The organism is Agrococcus jejuensis (assembly GCF_900099705.1).
Classification (GTDB): domain Bacteria; phylum Actinomycetota; class Actinomycetes; order Actinomycetales; family Microbacteriaceae; genus Agrococcus; species Agrococcus jejuensis.
Genome location: NZ_LT629695.1, coordinates 631,358 through 656,249, shown reverse-complemented (window position 1 = coordinate 656,249; position 24,892 = coordinate 631,358). Strand labels below are relative to the sequence as shown.

At 73.2% G+C, this 24,892-nt stretch carries 25 protein-coding genes; 18 read left to right on the top strand and 7 right to left on the bottom strand.

Annotated features, from left to right (window positions below; translation table 11 throughout):
• Positions 1-29 precede the first annotated feature (29 nt).
• From BLQ67_RS03060 to BLQ67_RS03050, 3 genes are read left to right on the top strand one after another with little or no spacing between them, the layout of a single operon-like run.
• Positions 30-959: an AAA family ATPase gene (locus BLQ67_RS03060; RefSeq protein WP_092502341.1), complete on the top strand. Its 930-nt coding sequence runs from the start codon at positions 30-32 to the stop codon at positions 957-959.
• Positions 959-2,029: a DUF58 domain-containing protein gene (locus BLQ67_RS03055; RefSeq protein WP_197674627.1), complete on the top strand. Its 1,071-nt coding sequence runs from the start codon at positions 959-961 to the stop codon at positions 2,027-2,029. Before BLQ67_RS03060 ends, BLQ67_RS03055 begins: the two co-directional genes overlap by 1 nt.
• Positions 2,026-4,308 carry a DUF4129 domain-containing transglutaminase family protein gene (locus BLQ67_RS03050; RefSeq protein WP_092502339.1) on the top strand — a complete coding sequence of 761 codons (2,283 nt, stop codon included), beginning with the start codon at positions 2,026-2,028 and terminating at the stop codon, positions 4,306-4,308. Before BLQ67_RS03055 ends, BLQ67_RS03050 begins: the two co-directional genes overlap by 4 nt.
• Before the next feature lie 196 nt (positions 4,309-4,504).
• Here BLQ67_RS03050 and BLQ67_RS03045 read toward each other — a convergent pair whose 3' ends face one another.
• Genes BLQ67_RS03045 through BLQ67_RS03035 form a run of 3 tightly spaced genes read right to left on the bottom strand, consistent with a single transcriptional unit; the run spans position 4,505 to position 7,304 of the window.
• A complete protein-coding gene (locus tag BLQ67_RS03045; protein WP_092502338.1) occupies positions 4,505-5,281 on the bottom strand; it encodes an ABC transporter ATP-binding protein in 777 nt (258 codons plus the stop codon).
• Positions 5,278-6,294 carry a putative F420-0 ABC transporter permease subunit gene (locus BLQ67_RS03040; RefSeq protein WP_092502336.1) on the bottom strand — a complete coding sequence of 339 codons (1,017 nt, stop codon included), beginning with the start codon at positions 6,292-6,294 and terminating at the stop codon, positions 5,278-5,280. Before BLQ67_RS03040 ends, BLQ67_RS03045 begins: the two co-directional genes overlap by 4 nt.
• A gap of 35 nt (positions 6,295-6,329) precedes the next feature.
• Positions 6,330-7,304: an ABC transporter substrate-binding protein gene (locus BLQ67_RS03035; protein WP_231945142.1), complete on the bottom strand. Its 975-nt coding sequence runs from the start codon at positions 7,302-7,304 to the stop codon at positions 6,330-6,332.
• Between the two features lie 426 nt (positions 7,305-7,730).
• Here BLQ67_RS03035 and BLQ67_RS03030 point away from each other — a divergent pair, with 426 nt between their 5' ends.
• The 14 genes from BLQ67_RS03030 to BLQ67_RS02965 all read left to right on the top strand — a co-directional run bounded on the left by BLQ67_RS03030 (position 7,731) and on the right by BLQ67_RS02965 (position 20,418).
• Positions 7,731-8,579, top strand: coding sequence for a nitrilase-related carbon-nitrogen hydrolase (locus BLQ67_RS03030; protein WP_092502332.1), 849 nt, complete (start codon positions 7,731-7,733; stop codon positions 8,577-8,579).
• 14 nt (positions 8,580-8,593) lie between these two features.
• Positions 8,594-10,030, top strand: coding sequence for a dihydropyrimidinase (gene hydA / locus BLQ67_RS03025; protein WP_092502330.1), 1,437 nt, complete (start codon positions 8,594-8,596; stop codon positions 10,028-10,030).
• 13 nt (positions 10,031-10,043) lie between these two features.
• Positions 10,044-11,060: a TIGR03842 family LLM class F420-dependent oxidoreductase gene (locus BLQ67_RS03020; RefSeq protein ID WP_092502328.1), complete on the top strand. Its 1,017-nt coding sequence runs from the start codon at positions 10,044-10,046 to the stop codon at positions 11,058-11,060.
• Positions 11,057-11,920, top strand: coding sequence for an ABC transporter permease (locus tag BLQ67_RS03015; RefSeq protein WP_231945141.1), 864 nt, complete (start codon positions 11,057-11,059; stop codon positions 11,918-11,920). Before BLQ67_RS03020 ends, BLQ67_RS03015 begins: the two co-directional genes overlap by 4 nt.
• Positions 11,917-12,723 carry an ABC transporter ATP-binding protein gene (locus BLQ67_RS03010; protein ID WP_092502326.1) on the top strand — a complete coding sequence of 269 codons (807 nt, stop codon included), beginning with the start codon at positions 11,917-11,919 and terminating at the stop codon, positions 12,721-12,723. Before BLQ67_RS03015 ends, BLQ67_RS03010 begins: the two co-directional genes overlap by 4 nt.
• The gene (locus BLQ67_RS03005) at positions 12,720-13,475 is read left to right on the top strand and encodes an ABC transporter permease (RefSeq protein WP_092502324.1); all 756 of its coding nucleotides are present in this window, start codon (positions 12,720-12,722) and stop codon (positions 13,473-13,475) included. Before BLQ67_RS03010 ends, BLQ67_RS03005 begins: the two co-directional genes overlap by 4 nt.
• A gap of 15 nt (positions 13,476-13,490) precedes the next feature.
• Positions 13,491-14,636, top strand: a complete 1,146-nt coding sequence (locus tag BLQ67_RS03000; RefSeq protein ID WP_092502322.1) for an ABC transporter substrate-binding protein — start codon at positions 13,491-13,493, stop codon at positions 14,634-14,636.
• 95 nt (positions 14,637-14,731) lie between these two features.
• Complete coding sequence (locus BLQ67_RS02995; RefSeq protein WP_092502320.1) at positions 14,732-16,078, top strand: aspartate aminotransferase family protein; 1,347 nt, start codon at positions 14,732-14,734, stop codon at positions 16,076-16,078.
• A gap of 2 nt (positions 16,079-16,080) precedes the next feature.
• Positions 16,081-16,785, top strand: a complete 705-nt coding sequence (locus BLQ67_RS02990; protein ID WP_157674637.1) for a Type 1 glutamine amidotransferase-like domain-containing protein — start codon at positions 16,081-16,083, stop codon at positions 16,783-16,785.
• Positions 16,782-17,456: a uracil-DNA glycosylase gene (locus tag BLQ67_RS02985; protein ID WP_092502316.1), complete on the top strand. Its 675-nt coding sequence runs from the start codon at positions 16,782-16,784 to the stop codon at positions 17,454-17,456. The genes BLQ67_RS02990 and BLQ67_RS02985 overlap by 4 nt, the downstream gene beginning before the upstream one ends.
• A gap of 2 nt (positions 17,457-17,458) precedes the next feature.
• Positions 17,459-18,046, top strand: a complete 588-nt coding sequence (locus BLQ67_RS02980) for a GNAT family N-acetyltransferase (protein WP_092502314.1) — start codon at positions 17,459-17,461, stop codon at positions 18,044-18,046.
• 151 nt (positions 18,047-18,197) lie between these two features.
• Positions 18,198-19,109, top strand: coding sequence for a hypothetical protein (locus BLQ67_RS02975; protein ID WP_157674636.1), 912 nt, complete (start codon positions 18,198-18,200; stop codon positions 19,107-19,109).
• A complete protein-coding gene (locus BLQ67_RS02970; RefSeq protein ID WP_092502310.1) occupies positions 19,106-20,056 on the top strand; it encodes a hypothetical protein in 951 nt (316 codons plus the stop codon). Before BLQ67_RS02975 ends, BLQ67_RS02970 begins: the two co-directional genes overlap by 4 nt.
• Complete coding sequence (locus BLQ67_RS02965) at positions 20,056-20,418, top strand: GntR family transcriptional regulator (RefSeq protein WP_092502308.1); 363 nt, start codon at positions 20,056-20,058, stop codon at positions 20,416-20,418. The genes BLQ67_RS02970 and BLQ67_RS02965 overlap by 1 nt, the downstream gene beginning before the upstream one ends.
• A gap of 96 nt (positions 20,419-20,514) precedes the next feature.
• Here BLQ67_RS02965 and BLQ67_RS02960 read toward each other — a convergent pair whose 3' ends face one another.
• Genes BLQ67_RS02960 through BLQ67_RS02945 form a run of 4 tightly spaced genes read right to left on the bottom strand, consistent with a single transcriptional unit; the run spans position 20,515 to position 24,189 of the window.
• A complete protein-coding gene (locus tag BLQ67_RS02960; protein WP_092502306.1) occupies positions 20,515-21,165 on the bottom strand; it encodes a response regulator in 651 nt (216 codons plus the stop codon).
• Positions 21,162-22,415, bottom strand: a complete 1,254-nt coding sequence (locus BLQ67_RS02955) for a sensor histidine kinase (RefSeq protein WP_092502304.1) — start codon at positions 22,413-22,415, stop codon at positions 21,162-21,164. Before BLQ67_RS02955 ends, BLQ67_RS02960 begins: the two co-directional genes overlap by 4 nt.
• Before the next feature lie 11 nt (positions 22,416-22,426).
• Positions 22,427-23,281 (bottom strand): ABC transporter permease, encoded by an 855-nt coding sequence (locus BLQ67_RS02950; RefSeq protein WP_092502303.1) that lies wholly within the window; start codon positions 23,279-23,281, stop codon positions 22,427-22,429.
• Positions 23,278-24,189, bottom strand: a complete 912-nt coding sequence (locus BLQ67_RS02945) for an ATP-binding cassette domain-containing protein (protein ID WP_092502301.1) — start codon at positions 24,187-24,189, stop codon at positions 23,278-23,280. Before BLQ67_RS02945 ends, BLQ67_RS02950 begins: the two co-directional genes overlap by 4 nt.
• A gap of 153 nt (positions 24,190-24,342) precedes the next feature.
• Here BLQ67_RS02945 and BLQ67_RS02940 point away from each other — a divergent pair, with 153 nt between their 5' ends.
• The gene (locus BLQ67_RS02940) at positions 24,343-24,741 is read left to right on the top strand and encodes a hypothetical protein (RefSeq protein ID WP_092502299.1); all 399 of its coding nucleotides are present in this window, start codon (positions 24,343-24,345) and stop codon (positions 24,739-24,741) included.
• Positions 24,742-24,892 lie beyond the last annotated feature (151 nt).

Here is a 24,892-nt window from a genome sequence, read left to right as displayed (position 1 = left end):
GCGAGACTGCCCGGACCATAGGGGGTGGGATGACCGAGCTCGCAGAGGCCATCGAGGGTGCCGTCGGCACCGTCATCGACGGCAAGCCCGACGAGATCCGCACCGTGCTGACGGTGCTCCTGGCCGAGGGCCACATCCTGCTGGAGGACGTGCCGGGCGTCGGCAAGACGCAGCTCGCACGCGCGTTCGCCGCCGCGATCGGCGGCAGCGTGCACCGCATCCAGTTCACGCCCGACCTGCTGCCGAGCGACATCACCGGCGTCTCGATCTACGACCAGCGCCAGGGCCGCTTCGAGTTCACGCCCGGCCCGGTGTTCTCGAACATCGTCATCGCCGACGAGATCAACCGCGCGAGCCCCAAGACGCAGTCGGCGCTGCTCGAGTGCATGGAGGAGGGCCAGGTCACCGTCGACGGCGTCACGCACCAGCTGCCGCGCCCCTTCATGGTGATCGCGACGCAGAACCCCATCGACATGGACGGCACGTACGCGCTGCCCGAGGCGCAGCGCGACCGCTTCATGGTGCGCCTGCAGATCGGGTACCCGGATGCGGATGCCGAGCTGCGCATGGTGCAGGCGCGCAAGACCCACACGCCGCTCACCGACCTGCACACGGTCGTGTCGAGCGAGGCGTTCCAGGGCGAGATCGACGCGGCGCACGCCGTGCGCGCGCACGAGCTCGTCGAGCAGTACGCCGTGCGCCTCGTGCGCGCGACGCGCGACCGGCCCGACGTGCGCATCGGCGCGAGCCCGCGCGCGACGCTGCAGCTGCTGCGCGCGGCGAAGGCGCGCGCGCACCTCGAGGGCCGCGACTGGCTCTCGCCCGACGACGTGAAGCTGCTGGCGCGGCGCGTGCTGCCGCACCGCATCCTGCTGCACGACCAGGCGGCGACGATCGACGACGCCTTGCAGGTCGTGGATCGCGTGCTCGACACGACGCCGGCGCCCAGGGCGCGCTGATGCGGCTGCGGCTCACGGTGCGCGGGGTCGCGCTCGCGTGCGCCGCGATCGGCCTCGGCGTGGCCGCGTACTGGACGCTGCAGGGCGCGTTCCTCGTGCCCGCGGTGCTCGCGGGCGGCATCGTCGTCGCCGGCCTGCTGCTGCTCCTCCTCGCGCCGGCCGGCACCGAGGTCGTGTGGCGTCCGCCGACCGTCGCCGTCGAGGGCGTCGACCTCGACGTGCCCGTGCGGCTGCCGGATGCGTACGCGGGCGGCTGGTGGCGGCCGCAGACGTCGCTCGACCCCGTGACGTTCTCGTGGGATCGGCTCGAGTCGTCGGCGACGCACCTGCGCGTCTACGCCCCGCATCGCGGCGTGCACCGCCTCGGGCCCGTGCGCGCGCGACGCAAGGATCCGCTGGGCGCATGGCTGTCGACGCGCCGGCTCGAGACGCTCGGCGAGCTCGTCGTCGGCCCGCGTGTCACGCCGCTGCAGGCGTCGGCGGTGCTCGGCCACGGCATCGACGCCGCCGTGAGCAGGGTCGGGCAGGGCGACCTCGTCGACCAGCTCGTGCGCGACTACCGACCGGGCGACCCCGTGCGGCGCATCCACTGGCGGCAGACCGCCAGGCACGGCGACCTCATGGTGCGCCAGGAGCAGCCGCCGGCGACGCCGCGCGTCGTCATCGTGCTCGACACGCTCGCCGACGGCTGGCGCGACGACGACGAGTTCGACGAGGGCGTGCGCGCCTTCGCGTCGCTGTGCATGGCGGTCGCGTCGCAGGGCCTGCAGGTCGAGGTGCAGGAGACGGGCGTCGCGCAGCTCGGCGACGGCCTGCTCGCGTCGCGCACGGCGCTGCTGGATGCGTGCGCGCGCCTCGAGGTCGCGCGCATGGGCGTCGACCGGGGCACGCAGGGTCCGACGATCGTCGTGGCAGGGCTCGGCAGCCCGCCGATGCAGCGCATCCTCGCCGACCTCGACCCCGGCTCGACCGTGTGGTCGGTGACCGACGACCCCCGCACCGTGGGGCGGATGGTGCGCCACGTGCGCTGGAACGGCGGGCACCCGTACGACGCTCGGCGGCCCGCATGACCCGCGCACCCGAGCTCGTCGCGCCCGTCGAGCAGGCGCCCGTCGAGGAGCGCCGCGCGCCGCAGCATCGCAGCGAGGTCGCGGGCATCGGCATGCGAGCGCTGCTCGTGGCCGGCGGCATCTGCCTGTCGCTCGTGCCGTGGCTCGACCTGCTCGACGGCGGCTGGCAGACGGTCGTCGTGGCGTTCGTGCTCGCGCTCGTCGGCGTCACGACCATCGCGCGGCTGCTGGGCGCCGGCATCTTCGCGCCGCTCGCGGCCGTGCTCGTCGCCGTGCCGTGGCTCACGCTCGCGACGGCGCCGCAGGAGGCCATCGCCGGCCTCATCCCCACGCGCGCCTCGCTCGCCGCGTCCGGCGCATCCATCGTCGAGGGCGTGACGCAGCTGCTGTTCACGCCCGGGCCGCCCGTGCCGATGACGCCCGACGTCGTGGGCGTGCTGCTGCTGGCGGCGCTGCTGCTGTGGGTCCTCGTCGACGGCCTGCTCGCGCTCGGCGTGCCCGCCCTCGCGGCGACGCCGCTGCTGCTGCCGGCGATCATGACGATGGCGTACCGCATCGAGCTCGACCCCATCCGGCTCGTGCCGGCGGCGATCGCGATGACGGCGTTCCTCGTGCTCGGTCGCCGCGAGCCGTCGCGGCGGCGCGCGCTCGCCGCGGGCGTCGTCGTGGTGCTCGCGGCCATCGTCGCGCCCGCGGTCATGCCCGCACCGCGCGAGGCCGACATCGCGTGGCCGCGATGGATGCAGGGGCCCGCGAGCGGCGGCATCGCGTCGGGCCCGCCGCAGCTGTCGACGGGCATCGACCTCGCCGAGGACCTGCGGCGCGGATCGCCCGTGCGCATCTTCGACTACACCCCGAGCGACGGCCTGCCCATGCTCACGCGCCTCACGTCGCTGCAGGGCATCGGTCCCGACGGCTTCGTCGAGGAGCGCGGCGACCTCACGACGTCGTTCGAGGACATGGGTGCGACGGCGTCGGGCGACGCCATCACGACGCAGTTCACCCTCGGGCGCGCGTTCATCGGCAACGTGCCCATCCCGGTGCAGGCGACGTCGACGGCCGACTTCTCGGGCACGTGGCGGTGGGATCCGGCGTCGCAGTCGATCGGCTTCACCGACCCCGAGCGGCTCGTGTCGCTCAACGACCAGACCTACACGGTCGCGAGCGTGCGCCCCACGCCCATCCCCGAGGGCGAGTCGCCCGACTCGACGGGTGCGCAGGAGGCGCTCGAGGTGCCCGACGACGCCGCGTTCTTCGCGGACCTCGCCGGCGAGATCGTCGACGCCGACGCCGCGCCGCTCGAGCGCGCGCAGCAGATCGAGGCGTACATGACCGACGGGTCGTGGGACTACTCCGAGACGGTGCCGTTGCAGGGCTTCGGCACGACGAGCGGCGGCCAGTGGTCGGCGCTCGAACGGTTCATGGATGCGCGCTCGGGCTACTGCGTGCACTACGCGTCGGCGACCGCGATCCTCTCGCGCGCTGCCGGCATCCCCGCCCGCATCTCGGTGGGGTTCCTGCCGGGCACGGATCCGCAGGCCGACGGCACGTACACGGTGTCGACGAACGACATGCACGCGTGGGCGGAGCTGTGGTTCGACGGCTACGGCTGGGTGCCGTTCGACACGACGCCGGGCATCGCCTCGGGCGGCACGGTCGCGTCGGCGGAGGACGACGACGACGCGGGCGCGACGGAGCAGCCGACGCTGCCGTCGCCGACAGCGGTGGCGCCGTCGCCGAGCGCGAGCCCGTCGGCGTCGCCGAGCCCGTCGACGTCGGCCGACCCGGGGGCCGTGCCGACCGCGACGGGACCGCCGGCGCCCGGGGAGTCGATCCGCTGGGATCGCGCGCTGCGGCCCGCGCTCGTCGTGCTGGCGCTGCTGCTCGTGCTCGTGACGCCGGCGACGGTGCGCGAGGTGCTGCGCCGGCGACGCATCGCCGAGGGCGCCGGCGGTGCGCTGTGGGAGGTGCAGGCGACGCTCGCGGATGCAGGGCACCGCGTGCCGACGTCGCGCACGCCGGGCGAGATCGCGGCGGCCGTCGCGGCGCTGCCGCTGCGCGACCGGGAGCGGCATGCGCTCGAGCGGCTGCGCGACGCGGCGGAGCGCGAGCGGTTCGCGGGCGAGCCGTCGACGGCGCACGGCAAGGATGCGCGCGCGGTGATCGTGGGCATCCGCCGCACGATCCCGCGCAGCGAGCGCCTGCTGCGAGCCCTCGCCCCGCCGAGCCTCATCCGCGTCTGGCGCCGGGACAGGTCCGACGACGACGCCTTGGTCTGACCGAGCCGACTGCGGCGGTGCCGTCCCGCCAGCTGGTCGAGGAGCGCGCGAGCCCCTGGGCGAGCCCGCGTCACGAGACCACGCGAGCGCGGCTCCTGCCCGGCCACGCTCGTGGTCGCGTCGGGCGGGCACGTCGCGTGGTCTCGTGACGGCTGCAGCCTGCGGCTGCGGCCTCCTCGACCAGCTGCTGGGGACGCTAGGGGAGGGCCACCGTCACCGCGAGCCTGCCCGTCAGGGGGTCGGGGCCCACGTGGGCGCGCACGTCGTAGACGGCGGCGATGCGCTCGGCCGTCAGCACCTCCGCCACCGGACCCGCCGCCGCGAGGCGGCCGTCGGCGAGCAGCGCCACGTGGTCGGCCCAGCCGGCGAGCGTCAGGTCGTGCAGCGCCGCGATCACCGTGACGCCGTCGTCGGCCAGCGACCGCAGCAGCGCGATCGTCTCGAGCGACGCGCGCACGTCGAGGTGGTTCGTCGGCTCGTCGAGCACGAGGATGCTCGGCTCCTGCGCGAGCGCTGCCGCGAGCCGCACCCGCTGCCGCTCGCCGCCCGACAGCGACGCGAACGACCGATCCGCCCACGCCGACGCCCCCGCGCGCTCGAGCGCATCCTCGGCCACGCGTCGATCCTCGCGGCTCGTCGACCCGAGGAGGCCCTGGTGCGGCATGCGCCCCAGCAGCGCGACCTCGAGGCACGTGAGCGCGAGCTCGCTCGCCGCCTCCTGCTCGACGACGGCGATGCGGCGGGCACGCTCGCGGCGACCGAGCGCGTGCAGGTCGCCGCCGTCGAGCAGCACGGCGCCGGCGGTGGGCGACTCGACGCCGGTCAGCTGCCGGAGCAGCGTCGACTTGCCCGACCCGTTCGGCCCGACGAGCGCCGTGAGCCCCGTCGAGGGCACCGCGAGGTCGATCCCATGCAGGATGCGCGTGCCGTCGACCTCGACGACGAGCCCCTGCGTCGCGAGACCGCCGCTCATGCCGACCTCCGCTGCCGCAGCAGGATGAGCGCGAACGCGGGCGCGCCGACGAGCGCCGTGACGATGCCGACGGGCAGCTCGCGCGGCTCGAACGCCGTGCGCGCGATCGTGTCGGCGACGAGCAGCACGATGCCGCCCGCGAGCGCCGCGAGCGGCAGCAGCGCCCGATGGCCCGGCCCCGTCAGCAGCCGCACGGCGTGCGGCACGATGAGCCCCACGAAGCCGATCGATCCCGACACCGACACGAGGATGCCGGTGAGCAGCGCCGTCGCGCCGAGCAGCAGCAGACGCGTGCGACCCGGGTGGATGCCGAGCGACGCCGCGTGCCGGTCGCCGAACGCGAACGCATCCAGACGCCTGGCGACGAGCACGATCGGCACCACGATCACGACGAGGCCCGCCCACGTGAGCCACACGGCCGGCCAGCGGGCGGCGGCGAGCGTGCCCATGAGCCAGCCGAGGATCTCGCGATACGAGTCGCCGGTCACGGTCCAGAAGATGATGAGGCTCGTGACGGCGCCGAGCATCGACGACACTGCGAGGCCCGCGAGCACCGTGCGCGTCGGCGTCACCTGCCCGATGGCGGTCGCGAGCCCGACCGTCATCGCGAGGGCGAGCGCCGCGCCCGCGAACGCCGCGATGGGCAGCGGCACGGCGATGCCGAGCAGCAGCGCGCACACGGCGCCGAGGGATGCGCCCGACGACAGGCCGAGGAGGTACGGGTCGGCGAGCGGGTTGCGCGTGACCGACTGCATGACGGCGCCGCACACCGCGAGGCCCGCGCCGCAGGCGATGGCGACCAGCACGCGCGGCACGCGCCGCTGCCACACGATGCCGTCCTCGATGGGCGTGAGCACCGGCTGGCCGATGCCGAGGTGCGCACCGATCGTGGCCCACACGTCGCCGAACGACAGGTCGGCGGCGCCGAAGACGACCGCGAACGTGGCGAGCACGGGCGTCGCGACGCCGAGCACGATCGCGCCGATCGCGACGCGTCGGCGCCTCGCCGTCATCCGCACCCGAGAACCGCCGTCAGAGCGTCAGCGCGTCAGAGCTCGATCTCGGAGACCTGCAGCGCCACCGACTGCGCAGCCTCGGCGGTGCGCACGCCGGCCTCCGACGCCGCGAACGGCACGATGACGTAGCGGTGCTGCTGCACGGCCGTGAGCTGCGAGAGCGTCGGGTCAGCCTCGAGGTACTCGATCTTGTGCTCGGCGGTGTTCCAGTCGCTGTCGACGATCACGAGCACGTCGGGGTCGGCGGCGAGCACCGACTCCCAGCCGTACGGCGCCCAGCCGCCCTCGAGGTCGGAAGCGATGTTCGTGAGGCCAGCGGTCTCGAGGATGAGCTCGGGCGCGCCCTGGCCGGCGCCCACGTAGGGCGTCTCGGTACCCGACGACCACCACAGGGCCGAGAGGCCGCGGTCGTCGGCGACGATGCCGTCGAGCATCTCCTGCTGGTCGGCGACGACGCCCGACGCGTCGGCGTCGAAGATGTCGGCGAGCTGCTCGACCTCGGCGGCGATCGAGTCGAACGTCACCTCGGTGGGCGCGTCGGCGCTCATGCACGCCGTGGGCCACACGTAGGTGCCGACGCCGAGCTCGGCGAGCTCGTCGCGCGTGCCCACGGCGTCGGCGGCGAACGCCGACTCCCAGCCCGAGAAGATGAGGTCGGGCTCGAGCTCGAGCACCGACTCGGCGCCGGGCATCCGCTCGTCGATGACGGGCAGCGGCTCGTCGACGGTGAGGCCGTCGGGCAGCGGGCCGTCCTGGAAGGCGGTGCCCACGATGCGGTCGCCGAGGCCGAGCGCGATGAGCGCCTCGGTCGTCGTCGACTTGATCGTGACGATGCGCTCGGGCGGCGTCTCGAACGTGGCGTCGAAGCCGCAGTTCGACACGGTGACGCCGGCGTCGGCGGATGCGGTCGGCGCGGGCGACGACGAGGATGCGGGGGCGTCGGCCGACGAGCACCCTGCGAGGGCGAGGGCGGCGACGAGGGCGACGGCGGGGATGGAGCGGCGCATCGGGGACCTTCCGGGCATGCTGGCGCGAACTGGGAATCGGGTTCGCGCGCGGAGATGGTGCCCGGCGCATGGATCAGCCTAGTCGCGTTCGTGGAGCGCACCGTGCCCTCCCCACTGCTCTCACCGCAGTTCGCTGGCGTTACCGAGCGTGCCTCTCCAACCGCTCCTTGAGGTGCGAACGGAGTGAGCCTCGAAAGGAGCCGACCCGATCTGCGTGACCCTTTCGAGGCTCGCTTCGCTCGCACCTCAAGGGCCGGTCATTGGAGCGCACCCCTCTGCTGGGGAGCCGTCGCCTCCAGCCCGCGCACGGATGCTGCGGATCCCGCAGCGCGGGGCACGAATCCGTCACGATCCGGATCGTGACCCTGGCGAAACGCGTGCGAAACGCGCGACCCTCAGAGTCAACGCAAGGGAGCGGAGGATCACGTGACCACGGTCAGAGCAGCCATCACCCAGACGACGTGGACGGGCGACAAGGAGTCCATGCTGGATCGCCACGAGGCGTTCCAACGCGAGGCGGCCGAGCAGGGTGCGGACGTGATCTGCTTCCAGGAGCTCTTCTACGGCCCCTACTTCGGCATCACGCAGGACCAGAAGTACTACCGCTACGCCGAGCCGGTCGACGGCCCGATCGTGCAGCGCTTCGCCGCGATCGCGAAGGAGCTCGGCATGGTGACGATCCTGCCGATCTACGAGGAGGAGCAGACGGGCGTGTACTACAACACGACCGTCGTGGTCGATGCCGACGGCTCGATCCTCGGTACGTATCGCAAGCACCACCTGCCGCATCTCGACCGGTTCTGGGAGAAGTTCTACTTCCGCCCCGGCAACCAGGGGTATCCCGTCTTCGACACCGCCGTCGGCAAGGTCGGCACGTACATCTGCTACGACCGGCACTTCCCGGAAGGGTGGCGCGAGCTGGGCCTGAACGGCGCCCACATGGTGTTCAACCCCAACGCGACGAAGCCCGGTCTCTCGAACCGCCTCTGGGAGGTCGAGGGCCCCGCCGCCGCGGTCGCGAACGGCTACTTCGTGCTGCAGCCCAACCGCGTCGGCCGCGAGGACAACGAGTACGGCGACCTCGCCGTCGACTTCTACGGCACGAGCCAGGTCATCGACCCGCGCGGCAACTTCGTGGGCGAGCGCGGCTCGGGCGAGCACGAGGAGCTGCTCGTGCGCGACCTCGACCTCGACATGGTGCAGCAGATGCGCGACGACTGGCAGTTCTACCGGGATCGCCGCCCCGACTCGTACACGCGGATCGCGCAGCCGTAGGGGAGAGGGACACGATGGCAACGACGCTCATCACCGGCGGCACCGTCGTCTCGTCGACGGGCCGTGCGCCCGCCGACGTGCTCGTCGACGGCGAGACCATCCGGGCCGTGCTCGCGCCCGGCTCCACGCTGCTCGGGCACGACCTGGCCGCATCCGTCGATCGCGTGATCGACGCGACCGGCAGGTACGTCATCCCGGGCGGCATCGACGCGCACACGCACATGCAGCTGCCGTTCGGCGGCACGTTCGCGTCGGACACGTTCGAGACCGGCACGCGCGCCGCGGCGTGGGGCGGCACGACGACCATCGTCGACTTCGCGGTGCAGAAGACGGGCGAGCGCCTGCAGGACGGCCTCGCCGCGTGGCACGAGCTCGCGGCGGGCGAGTGCGCCGTCGACTACGGCTTCCACCAGATCGTCGGCGGCGTCGACGACGACTCGCTGCAGGCGATGCGCGGGCTGGTCGACGAGGGCATCTCGAGCTTCAAGCTCTTCATGGCCTACCCGGGCGTCTTCTACTCCGACGACGCGCAGATCCTCAAGGCCATGCAGGTGTCGGCCGAGACCGGGCTCATGACGATGATGCACGCCGAGAACGGCCCAGCGATCGACGTCATCGCCGAGCAGCTGGTCGCGCAGGGCAAGACGGCGCCGTACTTCCACGGCATCGCCCGCGCGTGGCAGATGGAGGAGGAGGCGACGCACCGGGCGATCATGCTCGCGAACTACACGCGCGCACCGCTCTACGTCGTGCACGTGAGCGCGAAGCAGGCGGTGCAGCAGCTCGCGTGGGCGCGCGACCAGGGCCAGCAGGTCTTCGGCGAGACGTGCCCGCAGTACCTGTACCTCTCGCTCGAGGAGCAGCTGGGCGCGCGCGGCAGCGAGTGGGGCGACTTCGAGGGCGCGAAGTGGGTGTGCTCGACGCCGCTGCGCAGCCGCGAGGAGGGCCACCAGGACCACATGTGGCAGGCGCTGCGCACGAACGACATCCAGATGGTGTCGACCGACCACTGCCCGTTCTGCATGAAGGACCAGAAGGAGCTCGGCCTCACCGACTTCCGCGCCATCCCGAACGGCATCGGCTCGATCGAGCACCGCATGGATCTCATGTACCAGGGCGTCGTGACGGGCCGCATCACCCTCGAGCGCTGGGTGGAGCTCACGTCGACGACGCCGGCGCGCATGTTCGGCATGTACGGGAGGAAGGGCGTCATCCAGCCCGGCGCCGACGCCGACATCGTGCTCTACGACCCGAACGGGCACACGTCGATCGGCGTCGACGAGACGCACCACATGAACATGGATCACTCCGCGTGGGAGGGGTTCGAGATCGACGGCCACGTCGACACCGTCATGGCGCGCGGCAAGGTCATCGTCGACGGTGGCGAGTACCTCGGATCCAAGGGCGACGGGCGCTTCGTGAAGCGCGGCCTGTCGCAGTACCTGGCGTAGGGGAGGGGGAGCCATGGACTTCGGAGCCGTCTTCCAGACCAACCCGCCCTCGGCGCGCGTCGTGCAGCTGTCGCAGCTCGCCGAGGCGCACGGGTTCAGCCACGTGTGGACGTTCGACAGCCACCTGCTGTGGCAGGAGCCGTACGTCATCCACTCCGCCATCCTCGGCGCGACCCGCAAGGTCACGGTCGGACCGTTCGTCACGAATCCCGCGACGCGCGACTGGACCGTGACGGCGAGCGTGTTCGCGACCCTCAACGAGATGTACGGCAACCGCACGGTCGTCGGCATCGGCCGTGGCGACTCGGCGGTGCGCGTCACGAACGGCGCCCCGACGACCCTCGCCACGTTGCGCGATGCCGTGCACGTCATCCGCGAGCTCGGCTCGTCGCGCGCCGTCGAGTACAACGGCTCGCGCCTGCAGTTCCCGTGGTCGAAGGGCTCGGAGCTCGAGGTGTGGGTCGCGGCGTACGGGCCGAAGGCGCTGCAGCTCACGGGCGAGGTGGCCGACGGGTTCATCCTGCAGCTCGCCGACGTCGACATCGCGAGGTGGATGATCCAGGCCGTGCGAGATGCCGCCGTGAACGTGGGCCGGAACCCCGACGACATCACGATCTGCGTCGCGGCCCCGGCGTTCGTCGGCGACGACCTGGTGGACCAGCGCGACCAGTCGCGATGGTTCGGCGGCATGGTCGGCAATCACGTGGCCGACATCGTGGCCCGCTACGGCGACTCCGGCGCCGTGCCGCAGGCGCTCACCGACTACATCGCGGGCCGCACGGGCTACGACTACAACAGCCACGGCCGCGCCGAGAACGACCACGTCGACTTCGTGCCCGACGAGATCGTCGACCGCTTCTGCATCCTCGGCACCGTCGACGACCACATCGCGAAGCTCAAGGCGCTGTCGGACATCGGCGTCGACCAGTTCGCGGCGTACGTCATGCACGACGACAAGGAGGAGACGCTGCGCCTCTACGGCGAGCGCATCATCCCCGCCCTCACCGAGCACGTGACGGCCAAGTCGTGATCCGCGCGCGCCGGTTCGCCCGCTCCCTGCTGCTGGGGCTCGTCGGCGCGCTGGCGCTCGCGGTGCTGTGGGAGGCGTACAAGGCGCTCGGTCCCGCCGAGGGGTGGCGCGTGGGCGACGTGTCGGTGCTGCCGCGCACGACCGACCTCGCGATGCCGCACGTGTGGGACATGCTCGGCCGGGCGTTCGCGCCCGTGCGCAACGGCTCCGACGAGCTGGTCGTGCAGGCGGTGCTCGCGGCGTGCCTCACGACGGCCGCGACAGCGCTCGTCGGCCTGCTCGTGGGCGCGCTCGTCGGCTTCGGCCTCGCGCTGCTCATGCAGGCGCTGCCGATCGCGCAGGCGGCGATGCTGCCGTGGCTCATCCTCAGCCAGACCGTGCCGCTCATCGCGCTCGCGCCCATCGTCGTGTCGTGGGGCGGCCGCATCGACGGGTGGGAGCGGTGGATGAGCGTCGCCGTGATCGCGTCGTACCTCGCGTTCTTCCCCGTGGCCGTGGGCGCGCTGCGCGGCCTGCAGTCGCCGACGGCGGCGCAGGTCGACCTGCTGCGGTCGCAGGGCGCCTCGTGGTGGTCGACCATCCGCTTCCTGCGGCTGCCGGCTGCGGTGCCGTACGCGCTCAACGCGCTTCGGCTCGGGGCAGCCGCCGCGATCGTCGGCGCCGTCGTCGCCGAGGTGTCGACCGGCTCGCGCGGCGGCATCGGCCGCCTCATCGTCGAGTACGCGCAGGCGGGCTCGTCGGATCCGGCGCGCGGCTGGTCGCCGATCTTCGGCGCCGTGATCATGGGGCTCGCGGTCGCGGGCCTCGTCGCCCTCGCGGGGCTCGCGCTCTCGCGCTACCGACGGCTGGAGGCAGCATGACCGCGGTCGAGGTGCGCGGCGCCACCAAGGTGTTCGCGACGAGGAAGGGCGAGCTGCGCGCGCTCGACGCCGTCGACCTCGAGGTCGCCGACGGCGAGTTCGTGTCGCTCATCGGCCCGTCGGGCTGCGGCAAGTCGACGCTGCTGCGGCTCATCGCCGACCTCGACGAGCCCACGGCCGGCGACGTGTCGGTCTTCGGGCAGACGGCGAGGGCCGCTCGGCTCGACCACGCGTACGGCATCGCCTTCCAGCAGGCGGGCCTGCTGCCGTGGCGCACCGTGCGGCAGAACGTCGAGCTGCCGCTGCAGCTGCACGGCGTCGCCGCCGCTGCCCGCCGTGCCCGCTCGACCGAGCTGCTCGACCTCGTGGGGCTCGCCGACTTCGCCGACCAGCATCCCGACCAGCTCTCCGGCGGCATGCAGCAGCGCGTCGCCATCGCGCGCTCGCTCGCCGAGCATCCGCGCCTGCTGCTCATGGACGAGCCGTTCGGCGCCCTCGACGAGATGACGCGCGAGCGCCTGCAGGGCGAGCTGCGCCGCATCGTCGCCGAGACCGGCGCCGCCGTCGTGTTCGTGACGCACTCGATCCCCGAGGCCGTCTACCTCTCCGACCGCGTCGTCGTGATGTCGCCCAGGCCGGGCCGCATCACGCAGATCGTCGACGTGCAGCGGCACGGGATGGATGCCGAGACCGACATCCGCGAGGCCGACGCGTTCTTCGCCTCCGTCACGGCCGTGCGCGAGGCGCTCCACGGCGACTCGGCTCCGGATGGATCGTCCGCCCGCGGGGTGGAGACGCGATGAGCACGGCAGCACGGGTGCTGGCGCCGATCGCGTTGGGAGTCCTGCTGCTCGTCGTGTGGGAGGCGGCCGTCGCGCTGCTCGACATCCCGCCGTACCTGCTGCCCGCCCCGTCGGCGATCGGCGCGCAGGTGGCGATCATCCTGCCCGGCCTCGTCGCCGCGGCGCTCGCGACCGGCACGAACGCGCTCGTCGGCCTCGTCGGCGGCGCGATCCTCGCGATCGTCTTGGCGGCGCTCGCGTCGCGCATCCGCTGGCTGCAGTCGATCGTCGAGCCGCTCGTCGCCGCGATCGCCGTCGTGCCCATCGTGGCGCTCGCGCCCGTGCTCGGCACGATGTTCGGCGCTGCGAGCGAGACGCCCAGGCAGGTCGTCGTCGGCATCGCCGCGTTCGTGCCCGTGTTCGTGAACGCGCTGCGCGGCCTGCGCAGCGCCGACCCCGTGCACCGCGACCTCATGCGCGCCAACGGGGCCTCCGGGTGGCAGGTCACGTGGCACCTCACGCTGCCCGGCGCGCTGCCGTACGTGTTCACGGGCCTCAACGTCGCCTCGTCGCTCGCCGTCATCTCGGCCGTCGTCGCCGAGTACTTCGGCGGCCTGCAGAACGGCCTCGGCTCGCGCATCGCATCCGCCGCCGCCCAATCCGGGTACGCCCGCGCGTGGAGCTACGTGCTCGCCGCCGTCGTGCTCGGCCTGATCTTCTACGTCGCCACCTTGGCGCTCGAGCGCTCCCGAGCTCGAGCGTCCAGCACCTGAGAGAGGGGATTCACGATGCACCGCACACACAGGAGGGCGCTCGGCGTCCTGGCCGCCGCATCCGCGGCGGCCCTCGCGCTCGGCGCCTGCTCGGCAGGGGGCGGCGACGCTCCCGAGGAGGGCGCGGACGGGCTCACGCCCGTGACCCTGCAGCTGCAGTGGTTCGCGCAGGGCCAGTTCGCCGGCTACTACGCCGCCGTCGAGCAGGGGTTCTACGAGGACGCCGGCCTCGACGTGACGATCGTCGAGGGCGGCGCCGACATCGTGCCGCAGACGGTGCTCGCCGACGGCCAGGCCGACTTCGCGATCGCGTGGGTGCCGAAGGCGCTCGCCTCGATCGAGGCAGGCGCGGGCATCACGAACGTGGGCCAGATCTTCCAGCGCTCCGGCACGCTCCAGGTGTCGTTCGCCGACTCCGGCATCGAGGGACCCGCGGACCTCGCGGGCGAGAACGTGGGCTCGTGGGGCTTCGGCAACGAGTTCGAGCTCTTCGCAGGCATGGGCGAGGCGGGCCTCGACCCCATGAGCGACGTGACGCTCGTGCAGCAGGCGTTCGACATGTCGGGCCTGCTCGCCGGCGACATCGACGCGGCGCAGGCCATGTCGTACAACGAGTACGCGCAGCTGCTCGAGACGGTGGACCCCGAGACGGGCGAGCTGTACACGGCCGACGACTTCACGGTCATCGACTGGAACGAGGTCGGCGTCGCCATGCTGCAGGACGCGATCTGGGCCAACACGGAGGCGCTGCAGGACGAGTCGTTCCAGGAGACGACCGTCGCGTTCCTCGAGGCGTCGCTGCAGGGCTGGGCGTTCGCGCGCGACAACCCCGAGGAGGCGGCGCAGATCGTCGTCGACGCCGGCAGCCAGCTCGGCGCGAGCCACCAGCTGTGGATGGTGAACGAGGTCAACGCGCTCATCTGGCCGTCGCCCGACGGCATCGGCATGATCGACCAGGATGCGTGGGACCAGACGGTCGAGATCTCGCTGTCGACGCCCAACCAGGACGGCTCGACGGTCATCACGCAGGATCCGCCGGACACCGCCTACGACATGACGTACGTCGAGCAGGCGCTCGCGAACCTCGAGGAGGCGGGCGTCGACGTGCACGGCACCGACTACGCGCCGATCGAGGTCGAGCTGACGGAGGGCGGCCAGTAGGCCGCATCGCACCCGCACCGCGCCCTGCGGTGCCCTAGCGTGGGAGAGGCGGAGCACTTCGCTCCGCCTCTCCTGCACTGCCGAAGGAGCCTCCCATGAGCGAGACCGTGCTGAACGACCACGTCGAGCACGCATCCGACCCCGCCGCAGGCGACCGCGCCCGCGCGCTCGACGCCCACGTCTTCCACTCGTGGTCGGTGCAGGGGCAGACGAATCCCTTCGCGATCGCGGGAGGCCTCGGCACGACGGTCTGGGACCACGACGGGCGCGAGTACCTCGACTTCTCGAGCCAGCTCGTGAACACGAACATCGGGCATCAGCATCCGAAGGTCGTCGCCGGCATCAAGGCCCAGGCCGACATCCTCACGACCGTCGCGCCCGCCACGACGAACCTCGTGCGCGGCGAGGCCGCCGCGGCCATCCTGGCGCACGCGCCCGGCTTCCAGAGCGTGTTCTTCACGAACGGTGGCGCCGATGCCAACGAGAACGCCATCCGCATGGCACGCCTGCACACGGGCCGCGACAAGGTCGTCTCGCACTACCGCTCCTACCACGGCAACACCGGCGCGGCCGTGGTCGCGACGGGCGACTGGCGCCGCGTGCCCAACGAGTACGCGCGCGGCCACGTGCACGCGTTCGGACCCTTCCCGTACCGCAGCGAGTTCTGGTCGCAGTCGGTGGAGCAGGAGTGCGAGCGCGCCCTGCAGCACATGCGGCGCGTCATCGAGGCCGAGGGGCCGGAGTCGGTCGCCGCGATCCTCGTCGAGTCGATCCCCGGCACCGCAGGCGTCATCGTGCCGCCGCCCGGCTACCTCGCGGGCCTGCGCGAGCTCGCCGACCGCTTCGGCTGCATGCTCATCCTCGACGAGGTCATGGCCGGCTTCGGCCGCACCGGCGCCTGGTTCGCGCACGACGACCACGACGTGCGCGCCGACCTCATCACCTTCGCGAAGGGCGTGAACTCGGGCTACGTGCCCATCGGCGGCGTCATCGTGAGCCCCGAGATCCACGAGACGTTCTCGGGCCGCGTGTTCCCCGGCGGCCTCACCTACTCGGGTCACCCGCTCGCGGCCGCCTCGGTCGTCGCGACGCTCGACGCCATGGCGTCGGAGGGCATCGTCGACAACGCGCGCCGCATCGGCGCCGACGTGCTCGGCCCCGGGCTCGCCGAGCTCGCCGCCAAGCACCCGCTGATCGGCGAGGTGCGCGGCGTCGGCGTCTTCTGGGCGCTCGACCTCGTGACCGATCCCGGCACGCGGGAGCCGGTCGGCGCCCCCGTGATCGGCGCGCTCAAGGGTGCGCTGCTGCAGCGCGGTCTGCTGCCGTTCGCGGCCGACAACCGCATCCACGTCGTGCCTCCGTGCGTCGTCACCGACGACGAGGCGCAGCAGGCGCTCGCGATCTACGACGAGGCGTTCGCCGAGGTCGGAGCGAGCCTGTGAGCGTGCACCTCATCGGCGGCGGATGGGCGGAGGACGAGTCGGCCTGGACCGGCCGCTTCGTCGACGAGGCGCGCGAGCGCGCCGACGGCCGCCCGACCATCGCCGTCGTGCTGTGGGCGCCGACCGTCGCAGAGGGCGAGGCGTGGCACGCCGACTACCGCGACGACCTCGGCAAGCACGACTGCGAGGTGCGGTTCGTGCAGCTCGCCGCCGACCGGCAGCTCGACGCCTCCGACCTCGCCGGCGCCGACGGCATCTTCGTGGGCGGCGGGCTCACGCCCGGCTACCACGCGGCCGTCATGCCGGCGGCGCAGGCCATCCGCGAGCTCGTCGCCGACGGCACGCCCTACGCCGGGTTCTCGGCAGGCGCGATGATCGCCGGCGACGTCGCCCTGCTCGGCGGCTGGCGCATCGGCGGCGTCGAGGTGACGCGCGAGGAGGCCTCCGAGGGGCTCGACGACGTGACGCTCGCCGAGGGCGTCGGCCTCGTCGACGTCGTCGTCGACGTGCACGCCACCCAGTACGGCACCCTGCCGCGCGCCATCGCGATCGTCGACGCCGACCTCGTCGAGCGCACCGTCGCCATCGACGAGCGCACGTCGCTCGTCGTCGGCGAGCAGGGCCTCGCCGCCGCGGGCCAGGGCAACGTGTTCGTGTGCACGAAGGACGGCCCCCACGTGCAGGTCGCGGTGCTGGGCGGCCGATGACCGCGGCGCTGGCGCAGCTCGTCGACCCCGGATGGGCCGAAGCGCTCGCGCCGGTGGAGCCGACGATCCGCCAGCTGGGGGAGCGGCTGCGTGGCGAGATCGCCGAGGGGCGCCGCTACGTGCCCGAGGGCGCGCGCGTGCTGCGCGCGTTCGAGCGGCCCATCGCCGACGTGCGCGTGCTCATCGTCGGCCAGGACCCGTACCCGACGCCCGGCCACGCCGTCGGCCTGTCGTTCTCGGTCGACCCCGCCGTGCGGCCCGTGCCGCGATCGCTGCAGAACATGTACAAGGAGCTCGAGGCCGACCTCGGCATCGCACCCGCATCCCACGGCGACCTCAGCCGCTGGGCCGACCAGGGCGTGCTGCTGCTCAACCGCGTGCTCACGACCGCTGCTGGCACGAGCGACGCCCACAAGGGCTGGGGCTGGGAGGACGTGACCGAGGCCGCGATCACAGCCCTCGCGCGTCGACCCGAGCCGCTCGTCGCCGTGCTGTGGGGTGCGAAGGCGCAGCAGCTCACGCCGCTGCTCGCCGGCACGCCCATCGTCGCGAGCCCGCATCCGTCGCCGCTGTCCGCATCCCGCGGCTTCTTCGGCTCGCGCCCCTTCTCGCGCGTGAACGAGCTGCTGCAGCAGCAGGGCGCCCCACCGATCGACTGGCGACTGGAGTAGGCATGCTGCCCGAGGAGTACGACAAGCGTCGCTCGCTGCCGCGCCACCTGCGGCCCGTGCGGGCCGAGCCCGAGTTCTCCTTCGTCATCCGCCCCGCGACCGTGCGCGACATCGCCGCCGTGCGCGCGATCCACGCGCACTACGTGCTCAACTCGTCGGTGACGCTCGAGGATCGGCCCAAGACGCTGCTGGAGTGGCGGCGCACGTTCGACGGGCTCGAGCGGCTGCGGCTGCCGTTCCTCGTCGCCGAGTCGGGCACGAAGACGGTGCTCGGCTACGCGCTCGCCGAGCCGTGGAAGCCGCGCAGCGCGTACCGCACGATCGTGGAGCACTCGATCTTCCTCGCGCCCGCATCCACCGGCCGAGGCCTCGGCAAGGCGCTGCTCGTCGCGCTCGTCGACGCCGCGACCGACGCCGGCTGCAAGGAGATGATCGCCGTCATCGCCGACGAGAAGGCGGAGGCGTCGGTCGCGCTGCACGAGCGCCTCGGCTTCCGCGAGACGGGCCGGATGGGCAAGGTCGGCTTCAAGTTCGACCGCTGGCTCGGCACGATCACGATGACGAGGCGACTGAAGAAGCGCCGCCGCTGACACCTGGGGATTGCGTTTTGCAGGCGATTCCGGGTCTTGAGGGGAATGCTCCCTCGAGAGGCGGAATCGCCTGCGAAACGCATCCGGGGCGGATGCGGGGGTGGCGGATGCGCTGCAGTTGTTCTAGCGTCGACTAGAACAAGTGCTGGAGGTGCATGTGTCCCGCCCGGAGTCCGCAGCGGATGACCGACCGCTCGAGCTCGTGCCGTCGGCGCTCGCACCGTGGTGGCGGCGCATCCTCGTCGCCCTGCTCATCGGGGCACCTGCGCTCGTGCTGCTCGTCGCCGACCTCGCGGGCGTCGTCGACCCCGGCCGCGAGCCCGGGTCGCTCTCGGGATGGACGGGTGCCGCGATGTGCGCGATCTGGCTCACGCTGCTCGCCCGCGCCATCCTGCCGCTCGCGCGCATCGCCGCCCGGCTCGAGGCCGTCGCCGCGGCGCTCGCGTGGGCGATGCTCGTGCTCGGGCTGCAGCTGCCGCTGCCGGCGCTCGTGCTCGCAGCGCTCGCCGGTGCCGTCGTGCTCGCGCTGCGTCGACCCGTGCGCCGCACCGTCGCCCCGCGCGACCGCGTCGAGCGCGACCTCGACGTCGCGGGTGCCGTCGCGTTCTCGGAGACCTCCGCCGATCCCACGAGGGCCGTGCTCATCGCCCTGGGCTGCGTCGGCTTCGCCGCGATCGGAGCCTTCACGGCCGTGACGACCGGGCCCATGGGCTGGTGGTACCTGCTCGCCGCCGCCGTGTGGTTCACCGGCGCGGTGCCGTGGATGCTGCGCGTCACGCTCGACCGCACGGGCCTCGCGGTGCGCACGCTGCTGCTGCCCGGTGCGCTCGTGCGCGTGCCGCTCGCCGACATCGACGACGTCGAGGCCGGCACCGTGCGCCCGAGGAAGTGGGGCGGCACGGGATGCGTCGTCGACGGCGGCGTCACGTCGGTGCTGCGCGCCGAGGGCGGTGCGGTGCTCGTGACCCGACGCGACGGCACGCAGGTCGTCGTGAACGTCGACCGCCCCGACGAGGCGGTCGCGACGTTCGCGGCGCTGCGCGCGAGCGGAGTCGCGTCGTGACCGTGCCGAACCCGACCGCTGCGCCGACGCTGGCGCTGCCGACCGTGCACGTGCACGGGGCGACGTCCTGGCGGCGCCGCGTCTTCCTCATCCTCGTCGCCATGCTGCCTGCGGTCGTGGCGTTCGTCGTCGTGCTCGTCGCGCCGCTGCGCGTCGGCGTCGGCGTCGACGTCAGCGTCAGCGTGCTGCCGAGCTGGTCGCTCACCCTCGTCGTGTGGATGCTCCTCGCCGTGCGTGCGTTCCCGCCGATCGCGCGCTGGAGTCGCCACGCGGCCTCGACGCTCTGCGCCGCGGCCTGGGCGGTCGGCGCCGCCGTGTCCACGATGGATCGCGACGCAGTGGCATGGTCGTCCGCCGCGATCGTCGTGATCGTCGTGGCGACGTTCACGGGGCTCTGGCTCGCGTGGTGGGTCGGTGGTCTGCGCTTCGGCGTCGTGTGGCCGCTCGTGCGCCCGGCGCCGCCCGCCGCGTCGCCGACGACGCGCAGCGCGTGGAGCGAGACGGTCACGCACACCACCTACACCGTGCTGCTGCTCGTGCTGAGCGGCCTCGCGGCGATCTTCTTCGTCGCGGTGGGCTTCGAGTCGGGCGTCTGGGTGTGGCTGCTCCCGCTCGCGGCGCTCGCGCTGCTCTCAGCGATGTCGTTCACCGTCCGCATCACCGCCGACCGTCGCGGGCTGCGCATCCGCTCGCGCATCCTCGGCATCCCGCTCGTCACCGTGCCGCTCGACCGCATCGCCTCGGCGACCGCCGCGCTCATCGACGAGACGGAGTGGGGCCAGGTCGGCAGCACGGCCGACCGCGAGCTCACGACGATCATCCACCGCTCGGGCGCGGCGCTCATCGTCACGCGCACCGACGGGTCGATGGTCGTCGTCACCGCCGACCGGCCCGACCTCGCGGCGGCCGTGCTCGAGTCGCTGCGCGCGCAGCGCCCGCGCGGCTGATGCGCTTCGTCGTCGACCCCGCGCGCGCGGAGCCGCTGCACGAGCAGATCGCCCGGCAGGTGCGTGCGGCGTTCGAGGCCGGCGAGCTGCGGCAGGGGGAGCGACTGCCGCCCGCGCGCGAGCTCGCCGACGCGCTCGACGTCAACATGCACACGGTGCTGCGCGGCTACCAGTCGCTGCGCGACCTCGGCCTCGTCGAGCTGCGCCGCGGGGCCGGTGCGCGCATCCGCACCGACGCCCGCCCCGTGGGCGTGCGCCTGCACGAGCTCGTGGACGAGCTGCGCGCCGAGGGTGCGCGCCTCGGCGTCTCGCGCGCCGACCTCGCCCGCATGGTCGCGGGCGCCGAGCCGCCGCGCCCCTGACGCCCCTGGTCGCGTTTCGCAGGCGATTCCGGGTCTTGAGGGGAATCTTCCCTCGAAAGGCGGAATCGCCTGCAACACGCAAGCGACCCCAGGGCGTCAGCGGCCCACGAGACCGAGGTCGTAGGCGAGGATCACGAGCTGCACGCGGTCGCGGGCGTCGAGCTTGCGCAGCAGGCGGCCGACGTGGGTCTTCACGGTCGACTCCGACAGCACGAAGCGGCGCGCGAGCTCGTCGTTCGTGAGGCCCTCCGCGATCGCCACGAGGAACTCGCGCTCGCGCGGCGTGAGCACCTCGAGGGCGGATGCGTCGGTCTCGACGGGCGCGGACGTCGCGAAGTGGTCCAGCATGCGCCGCGTGACCGTGGGCGCGAGCGCGGCATCGCCCGCGTGCACGGCGCGGATGGCGGCGACGAGCTCGGCGGGGCGCGCATCCTTCAGCAGGAAGCCGCTCGCCCCGGCGCGCAGGGCGGCGTAGGCGTACTCGTCGAGGTCGAACGTCGTGAGCACGAGCACCTTCGGATGCGTCGCGGCGGCCGTGATGCGCTCGGTCGCGGCGATGCCGTCGACGCCGGGCATGCGCACGTCCATGAGCACGACGTCGACGTCGCCGCGCGCCGCGAGCGCGGCTCCGGCGGCGCCGTCGCCGGCCTCGCCGACGACCTCGACGTCGGGCTCGGCCTCGAGCACCATGCGGAAGCCGAGGCGCACGAGCTCCTGGTCGTCGACGAGGGCGATGCGGATGGTCATGCGGGCTCCTGCTCGGCGGTGGGGGTCTCGTGGAGGGTGGCGACGACGCGCCAACCCGTCGGCTCGCGCGGGCCGGCGACGACGTCGCCGGCGAAGAGGGCGACGCGCTCGCGCATGCCCACGAGGCCGCGGCCCGCGCCCGTCGTGGCGGCGGGCGCCCCGGTGCCGTCGTCGACGACCTCCACGCGCACGACGCCCGAGCCGTGCCGCACGTCGACCTCGACGCGCGCGGCATCCGACGCGTGCCGCATCGCGTTCGTCAGCGCCTCCTGCACGATGCGGTGCACCGTGAGCGCGAGGGTCTGGTCGGCGATCGCCGCGCCCGACGTCGTGAGCCGCACGGGCATCCCGACGTCGCGGAACGAGGCGACGAGCGCGTGCAGGTCGCCGGCGGCGGGCTGCGGCGCGCGGTCGGCGGCGTCGCCGGGCTCGCGCAGCACGCCGAGCAGCCTGCGCATCTCGGCGAGGGAGTCGCGGCCGGTGTCGGCGACGCGGCGCATGGTGTCGGCGGCGCGCTCGGGGTCGCGCGCCGCCTGCGCCGCGGAGCCCTCGGCGAGCGTGACCATGACGGTGAGGCCGTGGCTCACGACGTCGTGCATCTCGCGCGCGATGCGGGAGCGCTCGGCGGCAACGGCGAGCTGCGCCTGCTTCTCGCGCTCGCGGGCGAGGTCGTCGGCGCGGGCGATGAGCGCCGCGACGTACGCGCGCCGGCCGCGCACCGACGTGCCGAGCAGCACGGCGACGACGTAGGAGGCGAGCCCGACGAGGTTGATCGAGACGACCGGGCCGATCGACAGCGGCTCGAGCGAGGGGACGACGAGGGTGCCGACGAGCGAGCCCGCCGTGGCCGCGGCGACGCCGATCCACACGTGCAGCGGCTTGCCGTACGCGCCGACCGAGTAGAGGGCGACGTAGATCGCGAGCCAGCCGCCGGCGGCGAGCTCGGATGGGATGGTGAGCAGCGCCGCGCAGACGAGCGTCGGCAGCAGCGGCCAGCGCCGACGCCACAGCAGCGCGGCGCCCGCGACGAGCGCGACGCCGGCCATGAGCAGGCCGTCGACGCGCTGCGTCGCGTCGAACGCGGCGAGGATGACGCCGATGACGAGCACCGGCAGCTGCGTGCCGATCGCGAGCGTCCAGTCGACGAGCCGAGGATGCCTGGCCGTGAACCGGCGCAGCACGCCGGGCGGACGCGGCAGCGCGACGGCACCCCCGACGCGGACGTCGGGGGTGCCGTGCGCGGTCGTCACGAGGCTCGACCCTACGCGTCGCGCCTGACGAGTGCGGCCGCTGCGCCGACGAGCGCGACGGCCGGCCACGCGGCCGTCACGGCGAGCCCGCGCCAGAAGTCGCTCGTGGGCTCGAGGCCCGGCAGCGACAGCTGCATGCCGCCGTTCGACAGCAGGTACGGCGACGCATCCTGCACCCACTCGAACGGGATGAGACCCATGACGACGGGCAGCACGAGCAGCACGCCGAGCGCGATCGCGATGCCGCCGGCGCCCGAGCGCACGAGGGCGCCGACCGCGAGGGAGAACACCGTGAGCAGCGCGAGGTACACGGCGCCGCCGAGCACGGCGTAGCCGACGGACGCGTCGATGCCCATGTCATCGATCGCGACGCCGAAGGATGCGGCGACACCGATCGTCGAGGCCATGCCGACGGCGAGGGCGAGGCCGCTCGCGACGAACGCGATGAGGCCCAGCACGAGCGCCTTCGCGCCCAGCACGGGCAGGCGCGACGGCACGGCCGTGAACGACGAGCGGATCTGGCCCGAGCCGTACTCGCCCGTGATGGCGATGACGCCGATGATCGCGAACACGAGCTGCGACACCAGCAGGCCCGACGATCCGAGGGATGCGATGGGCACCTGCGCGAACAGCGCCTCGAGCGGCATGTCCTCGGGCGCCGTCGCGAGGGTCGCGAGCGTCGCGAGGGCGCCGAGGCCCGCGGTGATGACGACGGCGATCGCGATCGCCCATCCGATGGAGCGCACGCTCGTGAGCTTGATCCACTCCGAGCGCAGCACGCCGCCGAACGACACGTGGTGCGGGGTCTCGCGGTAGGTGGCGCGACGCACGTCGGGCGCGTCGGTCGTGGCTGCTGCGGTGCTCATCGGACCGCCTCCGTCCTGTACTCGACGGCGTCGCTCGTGAGCGCCATGTAGCGCTCCTCGAGCGTCGCCTTGCGGGGCGCGAGCTCCTCGATGCCGATGCCGGCGCCCACTGCGACCTCGGCGATGCGCGGCGCGGGCACGCCCGACACCTCGACGGCGTCGGGGGCGATCTGCGTCGTGGTGACGTCGTCGGATGCGAGCAGGTGCGCCAGGCGGTCGACGCCGGTGCCGCGCACGAGCACGACGGGCCCGCCCTGCACGCCGAGCATCTCGTCGATCGACTGGTCGGCGAGCACGCGGCCCTTGCCGAGCACGACGACGCGGTCGGCGACCTGCGCCATCTCGCTCATGAGGTGCGACGACAGCAGCACGGCCCGACCCTCGGCGGCGAGGCCGCGCAGCAGGCGGCGCACCCAGGCGACGCCCTCGGGGTCGAGGCCGTTGACGGGCTCGTCGAGGATGAGCGTGTGCGGGTCGCCGAGCAGCGCCGACGCGATGCCGAGCCGCTGGCCCATGCCGAGCGAGAAGCCGCCGACGCGCTTGCGGGCGACGGACTCGAGACCGGTGATCTCGAGCACCTCCCGCACGCGGTCCTTGCCGATGCCGTGCGTGGCGGCGAGGCCCAGCAGGTGCCGCTCCGCGGTGCGGCCGGGGTGCCACGCCTTGGCGTCGAGCAGCGCGCCGACCTCGGTGAGCGGCGAGCGCAGCTCGCGGTAGGGCACGCCGGAGACGGTGACGGATCCGGCGTCGGGGCGGTCGAGTCCGACGATCATGCGCATCGTGGTGGACTTGCCCGCACCGTTGGGGCCGAGGAAGCCGGTGACGAGGCCCGGGCGGACCTCGAAGCCGACGTCGTCGACCGCGACCTTCGCGCCGTAGCGCTTGGTGAGGTGCTCTGCAACGATCATGCATCCACCGTGCCCGTGCGGGGCGGGTCGCCGCGTCGTCGCAGGGGAGGAACCTGCCGCGGATGCCGTGGTACCCCGGGTGGACGCGCGCCGGTACCGGGGCATCCCGGGGGAGGCGCGGGTCGTGTCGGTGCTCGGTGCCATGCTCGCGCCATGGCGACGTACGACGAGTGGAAGGCGGCCCGCATCGAGGCCGAGGCGAAGGCCGTCGCGGCTGCGCAGGCGGCGGGCACGCAGGCCATCGTGACGGCGCTCGGCGAGGGCTTGTGGCTCGTGTCGGTCGCGGGCGTGAGTCGCGGCACCGTGCGGCGCATCGTCGTGCAGGGCACCGAGCGATTCGAGGCGCGGCTGCGGCACATCGACCCGGGCCACGGCACGCGCATCGGCGAGTACTTCGAGCTCGCGAAGGCCGTCGCCGCGCTGCGCGCGGAGGTGCCGCGCTTCGTCGGCCGCGACCCCTTCAAGGAGCTCACGAACTACGTCTCCCGCGACCAGATGCGCGAGCGCACCGAGCGGATGCGGCAGCAGCGCAGGGCGGGTCGGTACTCGTAGGTCCCGCAGCTGGTCGAGGAGCGCGCGAGCCCCTGGGCGAGCACGCGTCACGAGACCACGCGACCGCGGCTCCTGGCCAGCCATGCGCATGGTCGCGTCGAGCGCGCACGTCGCGTGGTCTCGTGACGCGTGCTCGCTGCGCTCGCGCGCT

Excerpts from the sequence above, each read along its gene's own strand:
- BLQ67_RS03060 (WP_092502341.1), top strand. The coding sequence starts at position 30 with ATGACCGAGCTCGCAGAGGCCATCGAGGGTGCCGTCGGCACCGTCATC.
- BLQ67_RS03055 (WP_197674627.1), top strand. The coding sequence starts at position 959 with ATGCGGCTGCGGCTCACGGTGCGCGGGGTCGCGCTCGCGTGCGCCGCG.
- BLQ67_RS03050 (WP_092502339.1), top strand. The coding sequence starts at position 2,026 with ATGACCCGCGCACCCGAGCTCGTCGCGCCCGTCGAGCAGGCGCCCGTC.
- BLQ67_RS03045 (WP_092502338.1), bottom strand. The coding sequence starts at position 5,281 with ATGAGCGGCGGTCTCGCGACGCAGGGGCTCGTCGTCGAGGTCGACGGC.
- BLQ67_RS03040 (WP_092502336.1), bottom strand. The coding sequence starts at position 6,294 with ATGACGGCGAGGCGCCGACGCGTCGCGATCGGCGCGATCGTGCTCGGC.
- BLQ67_RS03035 (WP_231945142.1), bottom strand. The coding sequence starts at position 7,304 with ATGCGCCGCTCCATCCCCGCCGTCGCCCTCGTCGCCGCCCTCGCCCTC.
- hydA (WP_092502330.1), top strand. The coding sequence starts at position 8,594 with ATGGCAACGACGCTCATCACCGGCGGCACCGTCGTCTCGTCGACGGGC.
- BLQ67_RS03020 (WP_092502328.1), top strand. The coding sequence starts at position 10,044 with ATGGACTTCGGAGCCGTCTTCCAGACCAACCCGCCCTCGGCGCGCGTC.
- BLQ67_RS03010 (WP_092502326.1), top strand. The coding sequence starts at position 11,917 with ATGACCGCGGTCGAGGTGCGCGGCGCCACCAAGGTGTTCGCGACGAGG.
- BLQ67_RS03005 (WP_092502324.1), top strand. The coding sequence starts at position 12,720 with ATGAGCACGGCAGCACGGGTGCTGGCGCCGATCGCGTTGGGAGTCCTG.
- BLQ67_RS03000 (WP_092502322.1), top strand. The coding sequence starts at position 13,491 with ATGCACCGCACACACAGGAGGGCGCTCGGCGTCCTGGCCGCCGCATCC.
- BLQ67_RS02995 (WP_092502320.1), top strand. The coding sequence starts at position 14,732 with ATGAGCGAGACCGTGCTGAACGACCACGTCGAGCACGCATCCGACCCC.
- BLQ67_RS02985 (WP_092502316.1), top strand. The coding sequence starts at position 16,782 with ATGACCGCGGCGCTGGCGCAGCTCGTCGACCCCGGATGGGCCGAAGCG.
- BLQ67_RS02980 (WP_092502314.1), top strand. The coding sequence starts at position 17,459 with ATGCTGCCCGAGGAGTACGACAAGCGTCGCTCGCTGCCGCGCCACCTG.
- BLQ67_RS02965 (WP_092502308.1), top strand. The coding sequence starts at position 20,056 with ATGCGCTTCGTCGTCGACCCCGCGCGCGCGGAGCCGCTGCACGAGCAG.
- BLQ67_RS02960 (WP_092502306.1), bottom strand. The coding sequence starts at position 21,165 with ATGACCATCCGCATCGCCCTCGTCGACGACCAGGAGCTCGTGCGCCTC.
- BLQ67_RS02950 (WP_092502303.1), bottom strand. The coding sequence starts at position 23,281 with ATGAGCACCGCAGCAGCCACGACCGACGCGCCCGACGTGCGTCGCGCC.
- BLQ67_RS02945 (WP_092502301.1), bottom strand. The coding sequence starts at position 24,189 with ATGATCGTTGCAGAGCACCTCACCAAGCGCTACGGCGCGAAGGTCGCG.
- BLQ67_RS02940 (WP_092502299.1), top strand. The coding sequence starts at position 24,343 with ATGGCGACGTACGACGAGTGGAAGGCGGCCCGCATCGAGGCCGAGGCG.